Below are 21927 nucleotides of genomic sequence, written 5' to 3'. Positions count from 1 at the left end.
CGCCGCAAGGGGGATAGCATGACGCCTGAGGATAGGATTCATGCGCTTGGCATCTGGCAGGGTCCGATTGAAATTACGCCGATATCTGGCGGCATCACCAACAGGAACTACCTGGTCAGCGATGCCGTCGAGCGCTGCGTGGTGAGACTCGGCACCGATATTCCGATCCACCACATCATCAGGCAGAACGAGCTTGCCGCAAGCCGTGCGGCGCACGCCGCCGGCCTGTCGCCGGCCGTCATCCACCATTCGCCCGGCGTGCTGGTGCTCGACTATATCGAGGCGCGGGCGCTGTCGCCCGAGGATATCAGGACGCCGGAAATGCTGGCCCGGATCGTGCCGCTGGTGCGCGCCTGTCACCATGATATCGCACGGCATTTCCGCGGCCCGGCGATGATCTTCTGGGTCTTCCATGTCATCCGCGACTACGCCGCCAGCCTGAAGGAGTGGGGCAGCCTCCACCTCCCACTGCTGCCGGCGTTGATCGCCAAGGCCGAGACGCTGGAAGAGGCGGCAGCGCCGTTCGAGATCGCCTTCGGCCATAACGACCTGCTGGCCGCCAATTTTCTCGATGACGGCAAGCGGCTCTGGCTGATCGATTGGGATTATGCCGGCTTCAACACGCCGCTGTTCGATCTCGGCGGGTTGGCCTCCAACAACGAGTTCTCGCAAACCGCCGAGCAAATGATGCTGGAGATCTATTTCGGCCGGCCGCCGACCGATGATCTCCGCCGCCGCTACGGCGCGATGAAATGCGCCTCGCTGCTGCGCGAGACGCTCTGGAGCATGATTTCCGAAATCCATTCCACCATCCAATTCGACTACGCCGCCTATACGGCCGAAAATCTCGCGCGCTTCGAGCGCGCCTATCAAGCCTTTGAACAGGATAGATAAATGACGAAACAACTACCGAAGACGGCCAAGGCCGTGGTCATCGGCGGCGGTATCATCGGCTGCTCGACGGCCTATCATCTCGGCAAGCTCGGCTGGACCGATACGGTTTTGCTCGAGCGCAAGAAGCTGACCTCGGGCACCACCTTCCATGCCGCCGGTCTTGTCGGCCAGCTGCGCAGCAGCGCCAACATCACCCAGCTGCTCGGTTATTCCGTCGATCTCTACAAGCGGCTGGAAGAGGAAACCGGCCTCGGCACCGGCTGGAAGATGAATGGCGGCTTGCGGCTTGCCTGCAACGAGGAGCGCTGGACGGAGGTCAAGCGCCAGGCGACGACGGCGCAGTCCTTCGGCCTCGAAATGCAGTTGCTGACGCCGCAGGAGGCCTTCGATCTCTGGCCGCTGATGACAACAGACGATCTCGTCGGCGCCGCCTTCCTGCCGACCGACGGCCAGGCCAACCCTTCCGACATCACCCAGGCGCTGGCGAAAGGCGCCCGCATGGCGGGCGTTTCGATCTTCGAGGATACCGAGGTTCTCGACCTCGACATCGACAAGGGCAGGATCCGTGCCGTCATCACGGCTGAAGGCCGCATCGAATGCGAGCGCGTCGTCGTCTGCGCCGGCCAATGGACGCGGGCCTTCGCTGCCCGCTTCGGCGTCAACGTGCCGCTGGTCTCGGTCGAGCATCAATATATCATCACCGAATCCTTCGGCGTGCCCTCCAACCTGCCGACGCTGCGCGATCCCGATCGCCTGACCTATTACAAGGAGGAAGTCGGCGGCATCGTCATGGGCGGCTATGAGCCGAACCCGATTGCCTGGGCTGAGAAAGGCATCCCCGAAGGTTTCCACTACACGCTGCTGGACAGCAATTTCGACCATTTCGAGCAGATCATGGAACAGGCGCTCGGCCGCGTTCCGGCGCTGGAGAATGTCGGCGTCAAGCAGCTGCTGAACGGCCCGGAAAGCTTTACGCCGGACGGTAACTTCATTCTCGGCGAGGCACCCGAGCTCAAAAATTTCTTCGTCGGCGCCGGCTTCAACGCCTTCGGCATCGCCTCGGCCGGCGGCGCCGGCATGGCGCTTGCCGAATGGGTGACCAAGGGCGAGCCTCCCTACGATCTCTGGCCGGTCGATATCCGCCGTTTCGGCCGTCCGCACTTCGATACCGACTGGGTGCGCACCCGCACGCTCGAAGCCTATGGCAAGCACTACACCATGGCCTGGCCGTTCGAGGAGCATTCGAGCGGGCGCCCCTGCCGCAAGTCGCCGCTCTATGACCGGCTGAAGGCGCAGGGCGCCTGTTTCGGCGAAAAGCTCGGCTGGGAGCGGCCGAACTGGTTCGCCGATCTCTTCGCCAATGAGGAGCCCAAGGATGTCTACAGCTACAACAGGCAGAACTGGTTTGACGCCGTCGGGCGCGAGCACAAGGCGGTGCGCGAGGCGGCCGTCATCTTCGACCAGACCTCCTTCGCCAAATTCGTGCTGAAGGGCAGGGATACCGAGGCGGCACTCTCCTGGATCGCCGCCAATGATGTCGCAAGGCCCGTGGGATCGCTCATCTATACGCAGATGCTGAACGACAAGGGCGGCATCGAATGCGACCTGACCGTCGCCCGCATCGCCGAGAACGAATATTACATCGTCACCGGCACCGGTTTCGCCACCCACGACTTCAACTGGATCGCCCGCAATATTCCGGCGGAGATGCATGCCGAGCTGGTCGACGTCACCTCGGCCTATTCCGTTCTGTCGCTGATGGGACCGAATGCACGCGCCGTGCTGGAGAAGGTGACCGGCAGCGACGTCTCGAATGCCGCCTTCCCCTTCGGCCAGGTCAGAACCATCGGCATATCGGGCTGTCCAGTGCGAGCGCTGCGCATCACTTATGTCGGAGAGCTTGGCTACGAACTTCATATCCCCATCGAATATGCGACCACGGTCTATGACGCGCTGATGGCAGCAGGCGGCGAGCTCGGCCTCGTCAATGCCGGCTACCGCGCCATCGAAAGCTGCCGCCTGGAAAAGGGCTATCGCGCCTGGGGCTCCGATATCGGCCCCGACCACACGCCGGTGGAAGCCGGCCTCGGCTGGGCGGTGAAGATCAGGAAGAACATTCCCTTCCGCGGCCGCCAGGCGATCGAGCGACAGCTTAAGGAGGGTGTGAAGAAGCGCCTTGCCTGCTTCGTTCCCGACGATCCCGATACCGTGCTGCTCGGCCGCGAAACCATCTATCGCGACGGCAAGCGCGTCGGCTGGCTGTCGAGCGGCGGCTTCGGCTATACGCTGGGCAAGCCGATCGGCTACGGCTATGTCCGTAATCCCGACGGGGTCACGGAGGATTTTGTGCTGTCCGGCAGCTATGAGCTGGATGTCGCCAGGGAACGCATTCCCTGCCGGGTGTCGCTGGCGCCGCTCTACGATCCCGACATGGTGCGGGTGAAGGCGTGACCATGTGGCGTGGCTGAGCGCGCCACCCAGAACTCCCTCATTCCTGTGCTCGTCACAGGAATCCAGCCACCGCGCGTCGGCGCGGTGAATGACTCATTTACTTATGTGAGGAAGAGTCTCTCGCGCTCAAGGACTTTGAGCGCGCTGGATCCCTGTGACAAGCACAGGGATGAGGGAAGAGATAGAGGCTGCGTTAGAGAATCTTCAACTCTCAAAACAGCGGCAGCCGATCGTCCTGGATCAGGATCTCCAGCTTGTCCGAGACATCCTGCGCCCAGGCACGATGGCCGGTCAAAGCGGTCGAGAAAAGTCCGGGCAGGGTGAACAGCGCCGCCGAAATCGCCGGGCCGGTGCGCGGCACATCGGCGATCAACGCGGCGATCTCCGCTGCACGGGGATCGCGCAGCTCGTAGCGCTCGCCATTGCCGCGTTCGCCGATCGCATAGCGCATCCATGCCGCAACGGCGATCGCATAGGTCTCTGCCCGGTCGCCGTGCGCCAGCGCCTCGCATGCCGGTTCCAGCAGCCGCTGCGGTAGCTTCTGGGTGCCGTCCATGGCGATCTGATAGGTGCGGTGTGCGATCGCCTTGTTTGCAAAGCGCGCTATCAATTCCTTGGCGTAATCATCGAGATCGATGCCGGGGACCGGATCAAGCGTTCTCGCCGCCGCGTGCATGTGGCGATAGGCAAGTGCGGCCAGCGCGTCATCGTCCATGACGTCGCGGATGAATTCATAGCCGCCGATATAACCGAGATAGGCGAGCAGCGAATGGGCGCCGTTCAACATCCGGAGCTTCATCTTCTCATAGGCCGAGACGTCTTCGACCATCAGCGCGCCGCGCACCTTTTCCCAGGCCGGCCGGCCATTGGCGAAATGGTCCTCGATGACCCATTGGGTAAAGGGTTCCGTCTCGATCGCCGCCATATCGGTGCGGCCCGTCAGCCGCTCGGCATCGGCATAGGTCGCCTCGGTGCTGGCCGGCGTGATCCGGTCGACCATCGTCGAGGGGAAGGGCACGTTGGCTTCGATCCAGCGATGCAGATCGGCATCGATGCGGGAGGTGAATTCGAGCACCAGGCGTTTCAGCACGGCGCCGTTGCTCGGCAGGTTGTCGCAGCTCAGCGGTGTAAAGGGGGCGATCCCCTTCTGCCGGCGGCGCGCAAGGCCTTCGACGAGATAGCCGATGACACCGCGCGGCGCATGCCGGTTGGCGAGGTCGGCGACGATATCGGGATGTTTGAGGTCGAGGCCGCCGGTTGCCGGATCGAAACCATAGGCCTTTTCCGTCACCGTCATGCTGACGATACGGATCGCCGGATCTTCGAGCCGCGCCAGCAGGCCGGCCGGATCGCGCGGCGCCACATGCGCCTTCAGGATCGAGCCGATCACCTCAGCCGTCGTGCCCGAGGTATCGCGGATCAGCGTCGTATAAAGCCCGCTCTGGGCAGTCAGATTGTCCGCGACATCGGGCGTGCGCAGGCTCGCCACCTCGATGCCCCAGTCGCCGCCTGCGGCGGCGAGCGCGCCATCGGTAAACGGCGCGAAATGAGCGCGGAAGAAGGCGCCGGGGCCTAGATGCAGAATGCCGCTTTTCAGCCGGCTGCGGTCATAGGCGGGAAGCTTCGCCGTCGGGGCGAGGCCGGAAAGGGTCTGCAGTCGTTCGCTCACAGCTTGTAGGCCTTCTTCGCATTGCCATAGGAAAGTTCGCTTGCCACGATCTCCGCGTCCGTCTTGGAAAGCCGGTGCTCGGCGACAAGCCCGGCGAGGAAGCGGCAGACTTCGCGGCGCCAGACATCGTGCCGCGCCGGGATCGAAAGCAGCGCGCGCGTATCGTCGTTGAAGCCGGCCATATTGGCAAAACCGGCCGTTTCCACGACCTGGTCGAGATAGCGGCGAATGCCGAGCGGGCTGTCGTGGAACCACCACGGCGGACCGATCATCAGGCAGGGCCAATGGCCGGCCATCGGCGCCAACTCGCGCGCATAGGTCGTCTCGTCGAGGGTGAAGAGCAGCACGCGCAACCCCGGCTCATGGCCGTATCTGGAAAGCAGCGCATTCAGGCCGCCGACCCAGTCCGTTCGCGTCGGAATATCGGCGCCCATATTGGGGCCACGCGTCGCAAACAGCCCGCTGTCGGTATTGCGCCGCGAGCCGGCGTGGATCTGCATGACCATGCCGTCCTCGGCCGAAAGCCCGGCCATCTCGGTCATCATCTGGCCGCGGAAAAGCTCGGCATCCTGAGGAGAAAGCGGCCCCTTCAGCGCCTTGTCGAGCAGCGCCTGCTTTTCAGCAAGCGGCAGGTCGGCGGTGAAGGCGGTCGGCACACCGTGATCGGTCGCGGTGGCGCCGAACTGGCGGAAATAGGCGCGCCGACGCCGGTGCGCCTCGATCAGCCCGTCCCAGCGCGTCACGTCAGCGCCGGTGATCTCTCCGAACTTGACGAGATTGTCGCGGAAACCGACGGCATCGGGATCGGTGACGCTGTCCGGCCGGTAGGTGGTGCGCACTCTGCCGATCCAGCCGTCCGCGGCCATCTTCTGGTGATGGGCCAGCGGGTCGAGCGCGCCCTCGGTCGTCGCGATCGTTTCGATGCCGAATCGCTGATGCAGCGCCCGCGGCCGGAATTCCGGCAGGGCGAGCTGGGCATTGATGTGATCGTAGAGCGCATCGGCATTGTCTGATGTCAGCGGCTCAGTGCAGCCGAGCACGGCCGACATGGCGTGGTCGACCCAGAGGCTCGAAGGCGTTCCGCGGAAGAGATGGTAATGCTTGGCAAAGCTCCGCCAGATCGCGCGGCCTGCAGCCACCGGCTTGCCGTCGAGCCGCGGCACGCCGAGCTCGTCCAATGGAACGCCGACGCTGTGCAGCATGCGGAAGAGATAGTGATCGGGAATGACCAGCAGCGAAGCCGCGTCTTCGAAGGGCTTGTCGTCGGCGAACCAGGACGGTTCGGTATGCCCGTGCGGGCTGACGATCGGAAGATTGCGCACCGTCTCGTAGAGGTCTCGCGCGATGGTCCGTGTTGCCGGATCGGCCGGAAAGAGCCGGTCCGGATGAAGAAAGCCGTTTCCTGCATCCATCAGTATTCCTCCCTGATGGATAAGGGCCTACCCCACAACATCAGGCGCGGCAAGGTCTTTTAGTAACCAAACGGTTCAGTTTTGCGCGCGGCTGCGCCGGCCATCGAAAACATTGACGAGATGGCCTATTTCCGCTTTGGGAGAACCATCTATTCTGCCGGTGTCGGCAAAGGAGGATCGATGTCCGACGAGACGAACCGCATCACCCGGCTGGAGGAAATGCTGGCCCATCAGGCAAAGACGATCGAGGAGCTTTCCGATCAGCTGGCCGAGCAATGGAAGATCGTCGAGCAGATGCGCACCAAGCTCGACCGACTGACCGAACGTTTCCTGTCGCTCGAGGAGCAGTCGCTAGAAGCGCCTGGTATCACCCGCCCGCCGCATTATTGACGGCACGCGGCGAGTGGCGCGTGCCCGCTTCTCGCGGCTGGCGAATCAGACGCCACCGATGCAGAGATATTTCATTTCGAGATAATCGTCGGCGCCGTGGCGCGAGCCCTCGCGGCCGAGACCGGATTGCTTGATGCCGCCGAAAGGCGCCGTCTCGGACGACATCAGGCCGGTATTGATGCCGATCATGCCGTATTCCAGCGCTTCCGCCACCCGCCAGACCTTCTTCAGGTCGCCGGCAAAGAAATAGGCGGCCAGGCCGAACTCCGTGTCATTGGCCTCAGCGATCACATCCTCGGCCGTCTCGAAGCGGAAGAGCGGCGCCACCGGTCCGAAGGTTTCCTCACGCGCCACCTTCATGCCGCGCGCCACGCCGGTCAGCACCGTCGGCGCAAAGAAGGTGCCGGCGCCGTCGATGCGCTTGCCACCGATCAGCACCTTGGCGCCCTTGGCCAGCGCGTCGCCGACATGATCTTCCACCTTGGCAAGGCCCTGCTCGTCGATCAGCGGCCCGATCTCGACACCCGCCTGGAAGCCGTCGCCGACCGACATCTCGGCGACCCTGGCGGCAAGCTTGGCCGCAAAGGCGTCATAGATGCCCGACTGGATGTAGAGGCGGTTGGCGCAAACGCAGGTCTGGCCGGCATTGCGGTATTTGGAGGCGATCGCGCCTTCGACCGCGGCGTCGAGATCGGCATCGTCGAAGACGATGAAGGGTGCATTGCCGCCGAGCTCCAGGCTCACCTTCTTGATCTGGTCGGCGCACTGCCGCATCAGGATGCGGCCGACCTCGGTCGAGCCGGTGAAGCTGATCTTGCGGACCTTGTCATTGCCGCAGAGCTCGCGGCCGATCGCTGGGCCGTCGGTGCCGACGATGAGATTGAAGACGCCGGCCGGGATGCCGGCCTGTTCGGCGAGCACGGCCAGTGCGATTGCCGTCAGCGGCGTCTGTTCGGCGGGCTTCGAGACGACCGTGCAGCCGACGGCCAGCGCCGGCGCAATCTTGCGGGCGATCATCGCCGCCGGGAAATTCCACGGCGTGATCGTGCCGACGACGCCGACCGGCTGCTTGATGACGATCATGCGCTTGTCCTGGGAAGGCGCCGGGATCGTCTCGCCGTAGATCCGCTTGGCCTCTTCGGCGTACCATTCGACATAGGACGCGGCATACAGGATTTCGCCGCGCGCTTCGGCGAACGGTTTGCCCATTTCGGCGGTCAGGATCGCGGCGAGTTCGTCGGCATTGGCGACCATCAGGTCGAACCATTTGCGCAGGATGGCGCTGCGCTCCTTGGCCGGGCGTGCAGCCCAGGCCGGCTGGGCGACATAGGCCGCATCGATCGCCGCCCGCGTCTCGCCGGCTCCCATATCGGGCAGTGAAGCAAGCAGCTCGCCCGTTGCCGGATTGAGCACGTCGAAGGTCTTGGCGGCGTCGCCCGATGTCCAGACGCCGTTGATATAGCCGGCGTCGCGCAGGAACGGCGAAGAGAAGGGAACGTGCTTCGTCAGAGCAGTGGTGAAAGCCATGTCAAATCTCCTTGGAAGCGGCTGCCGGTCGCCGGCAGCCGTTGAAATCCGGTCCGGTCACTTGGCCGCACCGGCTTCCAGCATCGAAGCCTCGAGAATATCGAGCGCCTCGCCGAAAACCTCGTCCTGAATGGTGATCGGCGCGAGGAAACGGATGACGTTGCCATGAACGCCGCAGGTGAGCAGGATCAGGCCCTTGTCGAGTGCGATCAGCCGCACCCGGTTGGCGAATTCAACGCTCGGCAATCCGGTCGTCCGGTCGTTGAATTCGACGGCGTTCATGAAGCCAGGGCCACGGATATCGGCGATCTCGGGCACGCTGTCGCGCAGCGATTCCAGCCGCTGCTTCAGCCGACCGCCGAGCAGGTTCGCACGGTCGCAGAGATCCTCTTCGGCGATGACGTCGAGGACGGCATGCGCGGCGGCGATGCCGAGCGGATTGCCGCCGTATGTGCCGCCGAGTCCGCCAGGTCCCGGTGCGTCCATGATCTCGGCGCGGCCGGTGACGGCGGCGAGCGGAAAGCCGCCGGCAAGGCTCTTTGCCATCGTCGTCAGGTCGGCCGCCACCTCGTGATGGTCCATCGCGAACATCCGGCCGGTACGGGCAAACCCGGTCTGCACTTCGTCGGCGATCAGCAGGATGCCATGCTGGTCGCAGAGTTCGCGCAGCGCCTTCATGAAGGCTGCGGGTGCGGAATAGAAGCCGCCTTCGCCCTGCACCGGCTCGATGATGATGGCGGCGACCCGCTGCGGATCGACATCGGCGGCAAAGAGCTTCTTTAGCGCGGCAAGCGACTGATCGGCGGTAACACCATGCAGTTCGACCGGGAAGGGGACGTGGAAGACGTCGCCCGGCATGGCGCCGAAGCCGACCTTGTAGGGCACCACCTTGCCGGTCAGCGCCATGCCCATGAAGGTGCGGCCGTGAAAGCCGCCGCCAAAGGCGATGACGGCCGAGCGGCCGGTTGCCGCACGGGCGATCTTGACGGCATTTTCCACCGCCTCGGCGCCGGTCGTGACGAAGATCGTCTTCTTTTCGAAGGCACCCGGCAGCAACGCGTTCAACCGTTCGGCAAGGCTGACGTAGCTTTCGTAGGGAACCACCTGGTGGCAGGTATGGGTGAAATGGTCGAGCTGATCCTTGACTGCCGCGATGACTTTGGGATGGCGGTGCCCGGTGTTGAGAACGGCGATGCCGGCGGCGAAATCGATATAGCGGCGGCCTTCCTTGTCCCAGATCTCGGCATTCTCGGCGCGGTCCGCATAGATCTGGGTGGTCATGCCGACGCCGCGCGAAATTGCGGCGTTCTTCCGGTCCGTAAGGCTTGTCGCGGTCATCGATCTGCTCCTGTAGCGAAAGGGCGAGAAAATTATCTTGCATAAGTTCTGCAAGGCTTCATGAAATTCCTACATTTCTTCTGCAAAAAAACAAGCGGCATTTTTTGCTTCAAACATCACGCGTTTTGATGAATGCTCGTCCGACGAGAATCGGGGATAGTGGCGAATGAACGATAACGGGCCTGTGCGCTACAAGGTGGCGGAGGCCGCGCGGCTGGCGGGCGTTTCCGCCTCGACGCTGCGTCTCTGGGAAAGCCAGGGTCTGGTGGTTCCCGGCCGCTCCGAAACCGGTCACCGACAATATAGCGCCGACGACGTGGCGCGCCTGAAGCGCATCTCCTGGTATCGGGTCGAGCGCGGCCTCAATCCCGCGGCCATCCGCGAGGCGCTGGAGGGTGAAGACCCCTCGGCCGAGGGGGAGGCAAGCCAGGATTCCGGCCTCGGCCGCAGGCTGCGCAGCCTGCGCCATGCCGCCGGAAAGACGCTGGAACAGGTGGCCGGCGATAACGGCATCACCGCTTCGACCCTCTCGACGCTCGAGCGCACCTCGCAGGGCGTCGGCTTCAAGACGCTGCACGATCTCGCCGATTATTACGGCACCACCGTCTCCCGCCTCTCCGGCGAGGAAAGCGGCGAGGTGCCGGTCCTGGTGCGCGCCGGCGAATGGCGCAGCTGGCCGGAAACGACGCCCGGAGTGACCGTGCAGCTGCTGGCCGAAGGCCCCAGGATGATGGATTGCCATCGTTTCGTGCTGGCGCCCGGCGCGGCCAGCGAGGGCGCCTATCGCCACGAGGGCGAGGAATTCATGCATGTCCTGTCCGGCCAGCTGGAACTGGTGCTCGACGGCGATCAGTTCTTCGAACTCTTTCCGGGCGATTCGCTGTATTTCGAAAGCCGCCGCTACCATTCCTGGCGCAACCGCCACGACGGCGAAACCGTGCTTCTCTGGATCAACACGCCGCCGACATTCTGAGCGAAGAAGCGGTTTCGCACTTCGCGCCTTTGCGCTATAGCGCTACCTACGCAATTCCTTAGGTCGAAAATCGATATAAGGATAAAATCACGCAGCAATTCAAGCGCTATAGCGTCCTTTGCGCGTCTGAAAAGAGACGCGGCTGTTTCGAACGAAAGATAGTCTCATGGCCGCCACCATACGTTATCACGAAGGCGATATTTCCACGGCCGATGCGGCCCGCTACACCGGCGCGGTAGCGATCGACACCGAAACGCTCGGCCTGGTGCCGCGCCGCGATCGGCTCTGCGTCGTCCAGCTTTCGCCGGGTGACGGCACCGCCGACGTCATCCGTATCGCCGCCGGCCAGAAAGAGGCGCCCAATCTCGTCGCCTTGCTCGAAGATCCGACCCATCAGAAGATCTTTCACTATGGCCGCTTCGATATTGCTGTGCTCTTCCACACCTTCGGCGTCACGACGACCCCGGTCTTCTGCACCAAGATCGCCTCGCGCCTGATCCGGACCTACACCGATCGCCATGGCTTGAAGGACAATCTCAAGGAAATGCTCGACATCGACATCTCCAAGACGCAGCAATCGTCCGACTGGGCGGCCGAAACGCTGTCTCCGGCCCAGCTCGAATATGCCGCTTCCGACGTACTTTACCTGCATGCTTTGCGCGACAAGCTGACCGCACGCCTGATCCGCGACGGTCGCTTCGACCATGCCACCGCCTGCTTCGAATTCCTGCCGACCCGCGCCAAGCTCGATCTGCTCGGCTGGGAAGAGGCCGATATCTTCGCCCATAGCTGAGCGAACCGCCCGGTGAACGCTGGCACCCGCGTGCGTGGCTCCGCGGCCGTAAGCGAACACTGAAGGGCGTGAAACGAATCCAAGTGATCGCGCCGCGCTTTAGCTCTTTGTTTCTAGGCATGTTCTTGTCCCGGAACCGCTGCACAGTTCCGGGCGACATGCATTAGCATTTCGTTAAGATCTCTTTACTAAAATTCTTGTTAATTTTTATGCATTCGATGACGCCGGAATTGCGTCATGCGGACAGGAGGATCTGCTGGGATGCAGAGGGATCGGATGAGCACGGTCCTTTCATAGAGCCTGCTTTCATCGTCACTTTGCGAAAGGAGCATGCCATGTTGACTCCCGTTCGTGCAGCGTCCAATGCAAGCTTTTCGTCTCAAGGCCAGACTGCGGCGATCGTCGCCGGCGGCCTCGGCCGGTCTGTCATTGCTCCGGCGCCCGTCAATGCCGTCGAAGCCGCCGACCTGAATTCCGCCATTGCCGGCAAGCTGAATATCCTGCTGCTGGCCGCGCGGGAGCGCATGGTCGACGCCCTTTTCGATGTCCTCGATGCGGCCGGCCGTGCCATCTCTCTGGATCGCGGCGAGGACGAAACCAATCTTGCCTTCGCCTCCCGGCTCGCCGATGCCATCCGGCGCCTGCCGGCCGCCCGGATCGACGAGGTCGAGCGCCAGCTTGCCGGACAGGGCCATAACCTGCCGCTCAGGATGATCGCCGAAGCCTTGAAGAATCCGACAGGTCCGGAAGCTGCCCGGATCGTCGCTTATCTCGAAATCGTCCGCTACAAGGACCGCGATCTGGCCGCCCGCGCCGTGGTGCGTTCCTATGGCCAGAACGACGCTTCGCCGATGCGCGCCGATGCCCGCCCTGAAATCCAGCTGCATGAGGGCAGCCTGCCTGCCGCCATGCGCCAGCCGGCAGAAGAGGCGCCCGCGCCGGCCGATGCCCATGTCGGGGCTGAAGCACTTATGACGGACGAGAAGATGATCGCCGCCGAGACTGTCGAAACAGCCGAGCCGAAAACGCCGCAGCTTGGAGGCAACGCCCGCTCCGCGCCGGCGACGACAGAAGACCTCGCGCCGGAAAATCCGGCCGCCCCGGAGCCCGAAGCCCGGCAATCCATGGAGACAGCCGCGGCCGGCGACAGCAGGGAGACGGCGGAGCCGCCTGCCGTCCAACCGCGCGCGAATTCGGAAAAGGCCGATCCCGTCATTCCCAGAAACTGGACGGGTATTGTCGCTTCGATGACCGAAGAGGTCTCCAAGATGATCGCCACCATCATCCGCGAGCAGGACGCCGACACCGGACTGGAGGATGGTCCCGTCGAGGCGGCAGTGGAGATCGATGCCATTCTCGATGACGCTGTCATCAGCGATGCGGCCGAGGCTTTGGCGAGACAGCCGGCGGAAATTCCGGCATCCGACCTGCGCCAGGCCGTAGCACTCCATCCCGCGCCGACAGAGAGCAAGGTCACCGCGGCGGCTGACCGTCAGCCGATGGAGATTGCCGCACAGCCGCAAATACTGTCGACGCCTGAAGCCGTTGAACCCTCCTATGTGCCGCTTGCGGCAAGAATGCCGGATGGTTTTGCCTATACCCAGCTGCCTTATCAGTTCGCCAAGGATATGCCGCCGAACGAAACGGCAGGGGAAACGCATCACCAGCATCAGCATCAGCGCGACGACGCTTCCGAGGATCAGCAGCAGGAAGAACAACAGGCGCAGTCCGGCGAGGAGGCCGAGCCCGACCCCGCAACGACCGACGCCGCACCTGCGCGAAGGACGCCGCGAATGATCGACGCCGATCCGGCGCCCCAGCCGGCCGGCGCAGTCGCCGACCCTGTTTATGCGCTCTACCAGCGCATGGTCGGCTGGGAATGATACGGCTTCATTGCCTGAAAATGCAGAACCCGCCGGATCGCTCCGGCGGGTTCTTCAATTTTGCGAAGGATGCGGGGCTTATTCGCCGCCGCGGTTCTTCAGGGCTGCGCCCAGGATGTCGCCGAGCGAAGCGCCGGAGTCGGACGAACCGAACTGAGCGACGGCTTCCTTCTCTTCCGCAATCTCCAGAGCCTTGATGGACAGCATGATCTTGCGGTCCTTCTTGGAGAAGTTGGTGACGCGGGCGTCGAAGACCTGGCCGACCGAGAAGCGCTCGGGGCGCTGTTCGTCGCGGTCGCGGGCGAGGTCGGCACGGCGGATGAAGGACGTGATGTCCTCGTGGTTGACGAGCTTCACTTCGACGCCGCCATCGTTGACCGCGATGACTTCGCAGGAAACAACGGCGTTCTTGCGCAGGTCGCCCGATGCAGCGGCGTCGCCGACCGCATCCTTGCCGAGCTGCTTGATGCCGAGCGAGATGCGTTCCTTCTCGACGTCGACGTCGAGAACGACGGCCTTGACGACGTCACCCTTGTTGAACTCCTCGATGACCTGTTCGCCCGGACGGTTCCAGTCGAGGTCGGAGAGGTGCACCATGCCGTCGACATCGCCGTCGAGGCCGATGAACAGGCCGAATTCGGTCTTGTTCTTGACTTCGCCTTCGACTTCAGTGCCGGCCGGATGGCTGCGGGCGAATGCTGCCCACGGGTTTTCCAGCGTCTGCTTGAGGCCGAGCGAAATACGGCGCTTGGACGGATCGACTTCGAGAACGACGACTTCGACTTCCTGACTGGTCGACAGGATCTTGCCGGGGTGAACGTTCTTCTTGGTCCAGGACATTTCCGAGATGTGGATCAGGCCTTCGATGCCCGGCTCCAGCTCGACGAATGCACCGTAGTCGGTGATATTCGTGACGGTACCGGAAATCTTCTTGCCTTCCGGATACTTGGCCTGGATGCCATCCCACGGATCGGACTCGAGCTGCTTCATGCCGAGCGAGATGCGGTGGGTTTCCTGGTTGATGCGGATGATCTGAACCTTGACCTGCTGGCCGATGTTCAGGATTTCCGACGGATGGTTCACACGGCGCCATGCCATGTCGGTGACGTGCAGCAGGCCGTCGATGCCGCCGAGGTCGACGAACGCACCGTAATCGGTGATGTTCTTGACGACGCCGTCGACAACCTGGCCTTCTTCGAGGTTCTGAACGATTTCAGAACGCTGCTCGGCACGGGATTCTTCCAGAACCGTACGGCGCGAAACCACGATGTTGCCGCGGCGCTTGTCCATCTTGAGGATTTCGAAGGGCTGCGGGTTGTGCATCAGCGGCGTGACGTCGCGGATCGGGCGGATGTCGACCTGAGAACGCGGCAGGAAGGCGATCGCACCGTCGAGGTCGACCGTGAAGCCGCCCTTGACCTGGTTGAAGATCACGCCTTCGACGCGCTCGCCGGCTTCGAACTTGGCTTCGAGCTTGACCCAGCTCTCTTCGCGGCGAGCCTTCTCGCGCGACAGAACCGCTTCGCCGAGCGCGTTTTCGATACGCTCAACGTAAACTTCGACTTCATCGCCAACCTTGAGCTGGCCATCCTTGGCGCGTGCGCCGAATTCCTTGAGCGCGATGCGGCCTTCAACCTTGAGGCCGACGTCGACAACGGCGACGTCCTTCTCGATACCCGTCACGATGCCCTTGGTGACATAGCCTTCGGCCAGGTCGTTCTTGGCAAAGGACTCTTCGAGAAGAGCCGCGAAATCCTCGCGGGAGGGAGTAGCTACTGACATAAAATCTCCTGCGTGTCCTGGATAGGAAAGCGGACACGTATGCGCCGGTTGGTTTGCGTTGAACGGGCCTGAACCCAGTCCGCCCTCTTTCACGAAGGCAATCCGGCGCTTGGACGGAATTTCAGGCTGCATTAACAGCGATCGATGCGTCTCCGCATGCAAAATCGCTTCAATTTAGGCATTTCGGCTCAAGACCGCATCGATGATCGATTGCGCAGCTTGAAACGCGGCCTCTATACTCATTTCCGACGTATCAAGCAAGTGCGCATCGACCGCTGGTTTCAAGGGGCTGTCGGCCCGTCCCATGTCGCGTTCGTCACGCCGCTTGACGTCCTCGAAAATCGCATCGAAATCCGCCGTCGCACCCTTGCCGACAATCTCGTCATAACGGCGCCTTGCGCGCACCTGCGGCGTTGCCGTCACATAGAGTTTGACCGGCGCATCCGGGCAGACGACCGTGCCGATATCGCGCCCGTCGAGCACCGTGCCCGGCGCTTTTTCGGAGAACCGCCGCTGCGCCTCGACGAGCGCCCGGCGCACCGCCGGCATGACGGCGATCTTCGAGGCGGCTTCGCCGATCTCGTGTTGCGAAAGTATATCGCGATCGAGCCCGCCAAGTTCAACCTCCCGCGCCATCTTTTCCGCCACCGCCTCATCGTCAAGCGGCAGGCCGGCGTCGAGCAGCGCCTTGGCGGTGGCGCGGTAGGTGAGGCCCGTATCGAGATGGTGGAAGCCATATTGCTCGGCGATGCGGCGCGAAAGCGTGCCCTTGCCGGCCGCCGCCGGGCCGTCGATGGCGATGGTGAAAGTCTTGGTCGTCATGGATCAATCCTGGAGCAGGGCGCTTACGGGCCTCGACGCGGTGCCACACGTGGCATAATGCTTTGTAAAGGCGCAGCATTTCCTTCGCAAGCCCGCCCTTTCCGGCGGCCGTCTCCGCCCGCTTCCGCAGCCCTCGCGCCTCGTTGCGAGAGGGGAGCCGGCCGGGCATCCGCCGGTGCCGGAAATGCCCGGCACTGCGATCATAAAGTTTGGCTTTGACATGCGAAGCCGCAGCGATTAAGGGGACCGGCTTATAAATTCCGATGGAACGCCGGCTTGAACGGCATTTTGCCGAATCGCGGATTCGGCCATTCTCACGAGGCTTATAGTGGCGAAAGCGGAACTTGGAACCAAGCGCACCGATCCGGAAACCGGCAAGAAGTTCTACGATCTGAACCGGGATCCGATCATTTCTCCTTATACCGGCAAGTCCTACCCCCTGTCCTTCTTCGAGGAAACCTCGGCGATCGCCGACGTCGCCGAGGAAGACGAGGTTGCGGAAGTCGATACCGAAAACACTGAAGTCGAACTGGTCTCGCTGGAAGATGCCGATGACGCCGCCGGCGGCGACGACATCCCCGATATGGGCGACGACGATGTCGAAATCGAAGGCGACGACGACGACGATACCTTCCTCACACCCGACGAAGACGATGACGATGACGACATGAGCGACATCATCGGCGTGACCGGCGACGAAGACGAAGTCTGACGACTGCATTTCGGCCCGGCGAGGAAAAAATTCTCCGGGCCGAATTTTTTAGGCTTGCTATCTCCGAAAACCGGAAGTAATAAGCCGCCACTCCGCAGGGCACGCCCTGCGAAGCATCCCAGGACCGGCACTCAGCCGGACCACCTTGATGGGGCTATAGCTCAGCTGGGAGAGCGCTTGCATGGCATGCAAGAGGTCAGCGGTTCGATCCCGCTTAGCTCCACCAACTCCCCTCGCATTCGCTATCTTTAATTAAAATCAATGGGTTGTGGCAGCCGTCCAGTCGATCAAGTACCCAATAAAGTACCCACGGGTAGTACCCATCGTTGTGGGTATCGAGGATATTAACCGGAAGCAGCGTAGCTTTTTGATTCGCGTTAGGTGAAACTCAAGCCAACCATCGGAGAGATGAGCGTTATGTCATGAGCGGGGGATACGACCCACGGGCTGTAGCGAACCTCATGTTGGATGAGGCGGATAGGCTTGGCATTCAGCTCACGAACCTCTCCCTCCAAAAGCTTCTTTATTTCGCTCACGGCATTTACCTGATGCAGACCAAGACGCCACTTGTCTCAGGCTACTTCGAGGCATGGCAGTACGGTCCGGTACATCCGTCCGCCTATCGCGCATTCAAGGACGCCGGCTCATCGGCAATCACGTTTCGGGCGACAGGTCAACATATCCTCACAGGCCGACCCCGCGCGATAGCCACCCCTAACGACGCTCGGTTGACCGGCTTGCTTCAGCAGGTTCTTAATTCCTATGGTCGCATGCCCACTGGCCGTCTCGTGGACCTTTCTCATGCAAAGGGACTCTCCATGGTCGCATGTAGTGGACCGCGCAAAGGCAGAAGTTGCATTCGGTTTGAGAATCTCCGATACTGTAATCATTGATCGATTCCGTCACCATAAGGTCTCGATTGGTGCGGAACCGTTATCTGGAGACCCAAGTGACGACACCCCTTTTGCCTGACGCTGATCTAGCGCGGATTGCTCCCCTCCCGGATGACATGAAGCGGGCTGCTCTGAGGCAAATGAAATCGGGCTTCTCCACGTTCTCCTACAAGCATGTTCGCTCCTGCTTCGGCGACCTCTTCAACATTCAGCCTGCCATGTTCGGCCTCTCCGAGGCGACGCCCTACTGCAAGATTGACGAGCGTTTGGTCCGGGGCTGCAAGGCAGGTCCTGAACTAAAGAACAATAGGCAGATTGCCAAGGCGCTACACGCGTTCGCCACCTCACGCGGGGTGATAGGCAGGCACCATGATTTCTTTCCGTTGGCTATGGGGATTGGCCGCAAGGTAAGCTTCTGGCTGCCTATGGTCTTGGCGCTTGAGGAGCAGCCTTACGCAGTCTTCATAGACCCTCGCCGGACCCGAGGTTTAACCCAAGAAGCACGACGCTTTGCATTCTCCATGATGCATGAGCGTATTCGGGCCTCCGATGACGACTTTTCAGACATCAACCTTGCTATCATCCGCTTCAGTGCTGATGACGATGAGGGCGACCGTGCGGTAAAGCTGTTCACCGATCATGGCGTTGACCTCTATTCACTCGACGAGTTGGAAGACATGGTGGCCTCTACCTACCGCATTTGGCAGGAGGTCAACGACGAGCGTACAGCGGAAGCGCGGCGCAAGCGGAGCGGCATCGGAGGCATCTTATAACCACCAAAGTCACCCCAAATTGGATAGACGGTAACGTATCCGAGATGTCATCACATAGAAGCGGAGGCGAGGCTTGCCCCTGATGCCCTCTAGCCGTCCCGCTGGTGAAACGATGCGCTAGAGGACTTCGCCTTGGTCGCTGGCTACAGCACCTTTACTAGGTCCAGTTCGATAAAGTCATCCTTCGCGCCGACCGCGATCTCTAATGCCTTTTTCACGCCGATGTTAGCAAACTCAATATCTTCGCCAACTGTCCAGAACATTAGTCTTAATCCCAATTTGCCTTCAGTAAGATGGACCCTAGACGCCTTCGCGCCATCAAAGTTACGCACTTTCTGTTGTGGTCGACCGAACGTGCCGACTTCCCTACCACAAAGCCCGGCAACCAGTTGCGTAAGCAAAAGGCGGGTTGCGGAGGAAAACTTACCGCCACCACAGCAGCCGTGCTCAGTCAGGCTATCAACGAGAAGTGGTCCCAAGCGAAAGCGCTTGAGGCTGCTCAATTCGGAATTCAGCCCAGCCGCCCTGCGCAAGGCGATTGCCCCGAGCGTAATCGCAAAATGTATTTCCTGGTCGCTACTGGCTCGGGTCCAGACTTGCTCCGCTGATCCGGCCAGGGCATCGACTCTCGGCACTAGGTACGCACCTCCGACATGTCTACTAGGGAGTTCTCCCGCCATTTCCGCCTGAGCGCCAGTCGCGTCCGTTACGTCAGCACCAACCTCGTAGAGTGTACAAGTGCCGCCGCTTAGTGAGGACCCGACCGACCAGCCCCCTTCTAGTTGGTTAAGGACCGCGACGTTGAGCAATATTCGCTGTGTCTCATTCGCAAGGTTAGCTGGCGCGAGCGCTTGATCCAATTGAGGATCAACTGAGAAATTGTTGAAAGCGGTAATCTCGACGCCACATAGGTCTGCGGACCTGGAAGCGCGGTCGAGAATTGTGTTGTAACTTCTCAGCAGATCATTCGCCGAGTAATAGTCTGATATCTCCATCAGATCCATGAATTCAGCTATTTGGTCGCGCTCCGGGCCATGATGAACGCTCCACAGGGTATCCTCTGTCATACTGCTGATCACCAATCGCAGAGGTATGTCACTCGGCGCCGACGCAACATCAGAAAAGTGCAGAACGCGATCTATCAACTCTTGAGCGCTGTTCCCGTCGATAGCGTAGTTTGGCACAGCAAGAAGCGCAGTATCAAGGTATACGTATTCCATCAGTGACTAGATTCCGTCGTACGGTGTTTCCGTTTGGAAGCGGCAGCCTTCAGGATCTGCCCAACATCTTGCTGTGACTGCTCAAAGAAGTCTTTTGGCCAATTTGTAATCGCACCGAACTCGCTAATTTGAATGGGCGTCAATGTACTGGTGCCGGCTTTTTTCTCTGAAAACATCATGTTAACCAATGGCCGGATGGTGTCGGAATCGGACTGCGCAATACGAAGTCGAAAACGATCAACGAGATACTCGCTATGGGTCTCCAGCAATATCTGTTTGCCGTCGAGAGCAAGGGCCAAAAAGAAATCAGCTAGCCGTGCCTGCACACGCGGGTGAAGATGGAGCTCAGGTTGCTCGAATATGAGGAGGTTGCCAGGCTGTGCGAGTAGCGCGGTGACTACCAATGGCAAAACTTGGCTGACACCTACGCCGACATTTGTGAGATGGTCCATACGGCCCGACGTGTCGGTCGAAACCTGGAGCTGATTTCCAAATACACCAGCATCAGTTGTCTGCACGTCTTCCGCTACGCCAAGATAGCTGAGCCACTCTTTCACCGCAGAAATCAACGTATTGTGCCGCAAAGTCGACGTGGCGGCATAGTCTTGCTTCGATGGTTCCGGCGGACTGCGGTAGGCTATTATGTTGCTGCCGTTCAAATCTAACACAGCGGCAGTATGTTCCCCGCGATACCCAACGTCAGTTGGATTTTCGAGCGCCTCAACTGGGTAAACCGGTCGCGGTGCGTCGCGAAGCGGACCTAGATAGCGAACGCCCTGCGTCAAGAACTCCCGAAGGTATTCCGTCGCGTTTCGAATAGTGCGCGGCTGCTCGAATTCTATGTCATAGCTCGGAGGTGTTTCTTTGAGCATTACACTTAAAAGTCGCTGCCGAAACCTGCCGGTGTCTCCCGCGAATTCATCAGAGCGCTGCCAGTTCAGAAGGTTCCTCTCGCCAAGGTGAGGCTTGAGGTGATTTTTAAGACGTTTCGCGGTGATTGGTCCGCCACCTTCTGTGACGATTTCTGCCCCTCGTTCCAGCAGCCAATCATTGACCACGGCGATGACATTGGGAGAAACCCTCTCCTCACCCACGTCGGGCGAAATCATAGTCAGCATTGATCGCTCAGTGAAAATGAACTCAATCGTGTCAATAATTTTCTTAGCGGCTCTATTGTAAGACACTGCGGTCCACGCCGGAAGGAAGTGCCACAGGAGGGTTCCCCGGATCTGGGCGTCAGGCTTGTCGGTTGAGACCTCTAACTTGCTATCCTCGTCCAATGATACGTTATAAAGCTCGAGCTGCGGACGCTGAGGTTCAGCTTCGCCGGTCTCCCCACCCAGCTTCTCCATGAGCATGAAGACGTCGCTACTCTCGCTTTCAGTATGCATACTGACACTCAAAGAGACTTTTGACAGGTCTGTGCTCTGCTTTGATAGGCGGGGGTCCGGCACGTTGTAGTCAGCTTCGAACAATTCATCACGATGACTGTACGTCAGTTGCAGCGACAGAGAATCCCACGTTTGATTTTGGTGTAGGAAGGTACCACCAGAGCGCCTCCGCCACGGGGCAGAGCGGTCACCAGAGAAACCGCTGAAGTCGAGATCGAAACCAAGTATCAACGGCTCGCCAACAGCGTCGCGGTTTCGCACATCACGAAAATCCCCTAGGCGGAGCAGTGGGCCGTTGAACGCGATAGGCCGCGACCGGGCCCCATACTGAACAGTCTGCTTGAGCAACAGAATGCTCTGGATAATGCTACTTTTGCCACTGCTATTCGCCCCAGCAAGCACATTAATCCGGGACATTTCCAGCGGTGCAGCGTCTCGGAAGGACTTAAAGTTCTTAATGTACCAGCGCTTAATCATTTTCCCCCGCGACCAAAAATGGCAATATGCACATGGACAACTTATTGTCGATCGACACCCAACCTGCAAGTCCTCCGCAATATGAGAGTACGCCTCGAGAAGGTATATCCAAGAGCTTATCGGCTCTCCCTCCGTCAAAACACCTCGCATTTAAGACGAAGCTCGGCGTGTCGGAGCATGCAAAAAGCGGCTGCAGCTTCGGTATCTACGAGCTTTTGGCGAAGAGCAGGAGATCGATGGTCACCCTTGATGTGAAACCGGGGGTTGGAGCAAGTTCCGGTGCCCTCAGGCTGTTGAGCGAAGATTTGGCAAAGACGGCCGTAAAAACCTCCTGAATGCGCGTGTGCTGCAACGAGAATTCCCTATAATCTTAGTATCGCGCATGTGAGAGGTCACCTATGTGCCAGCGACCGCGCGATTTCCCCCGGTGGGGCTGGATGGGGCCCCTTTTCGCGGAGGAAATGCCGCACACCCCACGCTTAAGGCTGCCATATGGGCAAGCAACCGGTTGCGGGATGTAGTCGCCG

General features: G+C 60.9%; 16 protein-coding genes, 1 tRNA gene and 1 pseudogene. 10 read left to right on the top strand and 8 right to left on the bottom strand.

Going from position 1 to position 21927, the window contains the following annotated elements; translation table 11 throughout:
- The first annotated feature begins 18 nt into the window (after nucleotides 1–18).
- Entirely contained in the window at nucleotides 19–894 is an 876-nt protein-coding gene (locus MHI61_RS23340; RefSeq protein WP_239790747.1) for a choline/ethanolamine kinase family protein, read from the top strand.
- Nucleotides 895–3345 carry an FAD-dependent oxidoreductase gene (locus tag MHI61_RS23335; protein ID WP_239790745.1) on the top strand — a complete coding sequence of 817 codons (2451 nt, stop codon included), beginning with the start codon at nucleotides 895–897 and terminating at the stop codon, nucleotides 3343–3345.
- A 211-nt stretch (nucleotides 3346–3556) separates the two neighbouring features.
- Here the strand turns inward: MHI61_RS23335 and MHI61_RS23330 are convergent, their stop codons facing one another.
- Together MHI61_RS23330 and uxaC are read right to left on the bottom strand one after the other, a co-directional pair.
- Nucleotides 3557–5014 (bottom strand): mannitol dehydrogenase family protein, encoded by a 1458-nt coding sequence (locus MHI61_RS23330; RefSeq protein WP_239790743.1) that lies wholly within the window; start codon nucleotides 5012–5014, stop codon nucleotides 3557–3559.
- Nucleotides 5011–6426, bottom strand: a complete 1416-nt coding sequence (gene uxaC / locus MHI61_RS23325; RefSeq protein ID WP_239790741.1) for a glucuronate isomerase — start codon at nucleotides 6424–6426, stop codon at nucleotides 5011–5013. Before uxaC ends, MHI61_RS23330 begins: the two co-directional genes overlap by 4 nt.
- 180 nt (nucleotides 6427–6606) lie before the next feature.
- Here uxaC and MHI61_RS23320 point away from each other — a divergent pair, with 180 nt between their 5' ends.
- On the top strand, nucleotides 6607–6816 hold the full coding sequence (locus MHI61_RS23320; RefSeq protein ID WP_027682258.1) for a SlyX family protein: 210 nt from the start codon (nucleotides 6607–6609) through the stop codon (nucleotides 6814–6816).
- Between the two features lie 45 nt (nucleotides 6817–6861).
- Here MHI61_RS23320 and MHI61_RS23315 read toward each other — a convergent pair whose 3' ends face one another.
- Nucleotides 6862–8343: an NAD-dependent succinate-semialdehyde dehydrogenase gene (locus tag MHI61_RS23315; protein WP_239790740.1), complete on the bottom strand. Its 1482-nt coding sequence runs from the start codon at nucleotides 8341–8343 to the stop codon at nucleotides 6862–6864.
- 57 nt (nucleotides 8344–8400) lie between these two features.
- Nucleotides 8401–9681, bottom strand: a complete 1281-nt coding sequence (locus MHI61_RS23310; protein WP_239790738.1) for a 4-aminobutyrate--2-oxoglutarate transaminase — start codon at nucleotides 9679–9681, stop codon at nucleotides 8401–8403.
- A gap of 166 nt (nucleotides 9682–9847) precedes the next feature.
- On the opposite strand from MHI61_RS23310, the gene MHI61_RS23305 reads away from it, so the two are divergent.
- The 3 genes from MHI61_RS23305 (at nucleotide 9848) to MHI61_RS23295 (ending at nucleotide 13330) form a co-directional block, all read left to right on the top strand.
- Complete coding sequence (locus MHI61_RS23305) at nucleotides 9848–10654, top strand: MerR family transcriptional regulator (protein ID WP_097581255.1); 807 nt, start codon at nucleotides 9848–9850, stop codon at nucleotides 10652–10654.
- Between the two features lie 166 nt (nucleotides 10655–10820).
- Nucleotides 10821–11447, top strand: coding sequence for a ribonuclease D (locus MHI61_RS23300; RefSeq protein ID WP_010027227.1), 627 nt, complete (start codon nucleotides 10821–10823; stop codon nucleotides 11445–11447).
- A gap of 335 nt (nucleotides 11448–11782) precedes the next feature.
- Nucleotides 11783–13330 (top strand): hypothetical protein, encoded by a 1548-nt coding sequence (locus tag MHI61_RS23295; RefSeq protein ID WP_239790736.1) that lies wholly within the window; start codon nucleotides 11783–11785, stop codon nucleotides 13328–13330.
- Between the two features lie 78 nt (nucleotides 13331–13408).
- Here the strand turns inward: MHI61_RS23295 and rpsA are convergent, their stop codons facing one another.
- Together rpsA and cmk are read right to left on the bottom strand one after the other, a co-directional pair.
- Nucleotides 13409–15112, bottom strand: a complete 1704-nt coding sequence (rpsA, locus tag MHI61_RS23290) for a 30S ribosomal protein S1 (protein WP_003571265.1) — start codon at nucleotides 15110–15112, stop codon at nucleotides 13409–13411.
- A gap of 174 nt (nucleotides 15113–15286) precedes the next feature.
- Nucleotides 15287–15934: a (d)CMP kinase gene (gene cmk / locus MHI61_RS23285; RefSeq protein WP_097608070.1), complete on the bottom strand. Its 648-nt coding sequence runs from the start codon at nucleotides 15932–15934 to the stop codon at nucleotides 15287–15289.
- 328 nt (nucleotides 15935–16262) lie between these two features.
- Here cmk and MHI61_RS23280 point away from each other — a divergent pair, with 328 nt between their 5' ends.
- From MHI61_RS23280 to MHI61_RS23265, 4 genes and pseudogenes are all read left to right on the top strand, one after another.
- Nucleotides 16263–16646, top strand: coding sequence for a TIGR02300 family protein (locus MHI61_RS23280; protein WP_239790735.1), 384 nt, complete (start codon nucleotides 16263–16265; stop codon nucleotides 16644–16646).
- A gap of 150 nt (nucleotides 16647–16796) precedes the next feature.
- Nucleotides 16797–16872: transfer RNA gene (locus MHI61_RS23275), tRNA-Ala, on the top strand.
- A 196-nt stretch (nucleotides 16873–17068) separates the two neighbouring features.
- A pseudogene (locus MHI61_RS23270) lies at nucleotides 17069–17618 on the top strand (Panacea domain-containing protein).
- Nucleotides 17596–18312: a hypothetical protein gene (locus tag MHI61_RS23265; RefSeq protein ID WP_239790733.1), complete on the top strand. Its 717-nt coding sequence runs from the start codon at nucleotides 17596–17598 to the stop codon at nucleotides 18310–18312. The pseudogene MHI61_RS23270 and the gene MHI61_RS23265 overlap by 23 nt, the downstream one beginning before the upstream one ends.
- Nucleotides 18313–18455: 143 nt before the next feature.
- Here the strand turns inward: MHI61_RS23265 and MHI61_RS23260 are convergent, their stop codons facing one another.
- Together MHI61_RS23260 and MHI61_RS23255 are read right to left on the bottom strand one after the other, a co-directional pair.
- Nucleotides 18456–19532, bottom strand: a complete 1077-nt coding sequence (locus MHI61_RS23260; protein ID WP_239790731.1) for a hypothetical protein — start codon at nucleotides 19530–19532, stop codon at nucleotides 18456–18458.
- A complete protein-coding gene (locus tag MHI61_RS23255) occupies nucleotides 19532–21400 on the bottom strand; it encodes a DUF3696 domain-containing protein (protein WP_239790729.1) in 1869 nt (622 codons plus the stop codon). The genes MHI61_RS23260 and MHI61_RS23255 overlap by 1 nt, the downstream gene beginning before the upstream one ends.
- Nucleotides 21401–21927: the final 527 nt, after the last annotated feature.

The organism is Rhizobium sp. K102 (genome assembly GCF_022385315.1).
Classification (GTDB): Bacteria; Pseudomonadota; Alphaproteobacteria; order Rhizobiales; family Rhizobiaceae; genus Rhizobium; species Rhizobium croatiense.
This window is presented reverse-complemented; position numbering and strand designations above follow the sequence as displayed.

Excerpts from the sequence above, each read along its gene's own strand:
- MHI61_RS23340 (WP_239790747.1), top strand. The coding sequence starts at position 19 with ATGACGCCTGAGGATAGGATTCATGCGCTTGGCATCTGGCAGGGTCCG.
- MHI61_RS23335 (WP_239790745.1), top strand. The coding sequence starts at position 895 with ATGACGAAACAACTACCGAAGACGGCCAAGGCCGTGGTCATCGGCGGC.
- uxaC (WP_239790741.1), bottom strand. The coding sequence starts at position 6,426 with ATGGATGCAGGAAACGGCTTTCTTCATCCGGACCGGCTCTTTCCGGCC.
- MHI61_RS23320 (WP_027682258.1), top strand. The coding sequence starts at position 6,607 with ATGTCCGACGAGACGAACCGCATCACCCGGCTGGAGGAAATGCTGGCC.
- MHI61_RS23315 (WP_239790740.1), bottom strand. The coding sequence starts at position 8,343 with ATGGCTTTCACCACTGCTCTGACGAAGCACGTTCCCTTCTCTTCGCCG.
- MHI61_RS23310 (WP_239790738.1), bottom strand. The coding sequence starts at position 9,681 with ATGACCGCGACAAGCCTTACGGACCGGAAGAACGCCGCAATTTCGCGC.
- MHI61_RS23305 (WP_097581255.1), top strand. The coding sequence starts at position 9,848 with ATGAACGATAACGGGCCTGTGCGCTACAAGGTGGCGGAGGCCGCGCGG.
- MHI61_RS23300 (WP_010027227.1), top strand. The coding sequence starts at position 10,821 with ATGGCCGCCACCATACGTTATCACGAAGGCGATATTTCCACGGCCGAT.
- MHI61_RS23295 (WP_239790736.1), top strand. The coding sequence starts at position 11,783 with ATGTTGACTCCCGTTCGTGCAGCGTCCAATGCAAGCTTTTCGTCTCAA.
- rpsA (WP_003571265.1), bottom strand. The coding sequence starts at position 15,112 with ATGTCAGTAGCTACTCCCTCCCGCGAGGATTTCGCGGCTCTTCTCGAA.
- cmk (WP_097608070.1), bottom strand. The coding sequence starts at position 15,934 with ATGACGACCAAGACTTTCACCATCGCCATCGACGGCCCGGCGGCGGCC.
- MHI61_RS23260 (WP_239790731.1), bottom strand. The coding sequence starts at position 19,532 with ATGGAATACGTATACCTTGATACTGCGCTTCTTGCTGTGCCAAACTAC.
- MHI61_RS23255 (WP_239790729.1), bottom strand. The coding sequence starts at position 21,400 with ATGATTAAGCGCTGGTACATTAAGAACTTTAAGTCCTTCCGAGACGCT.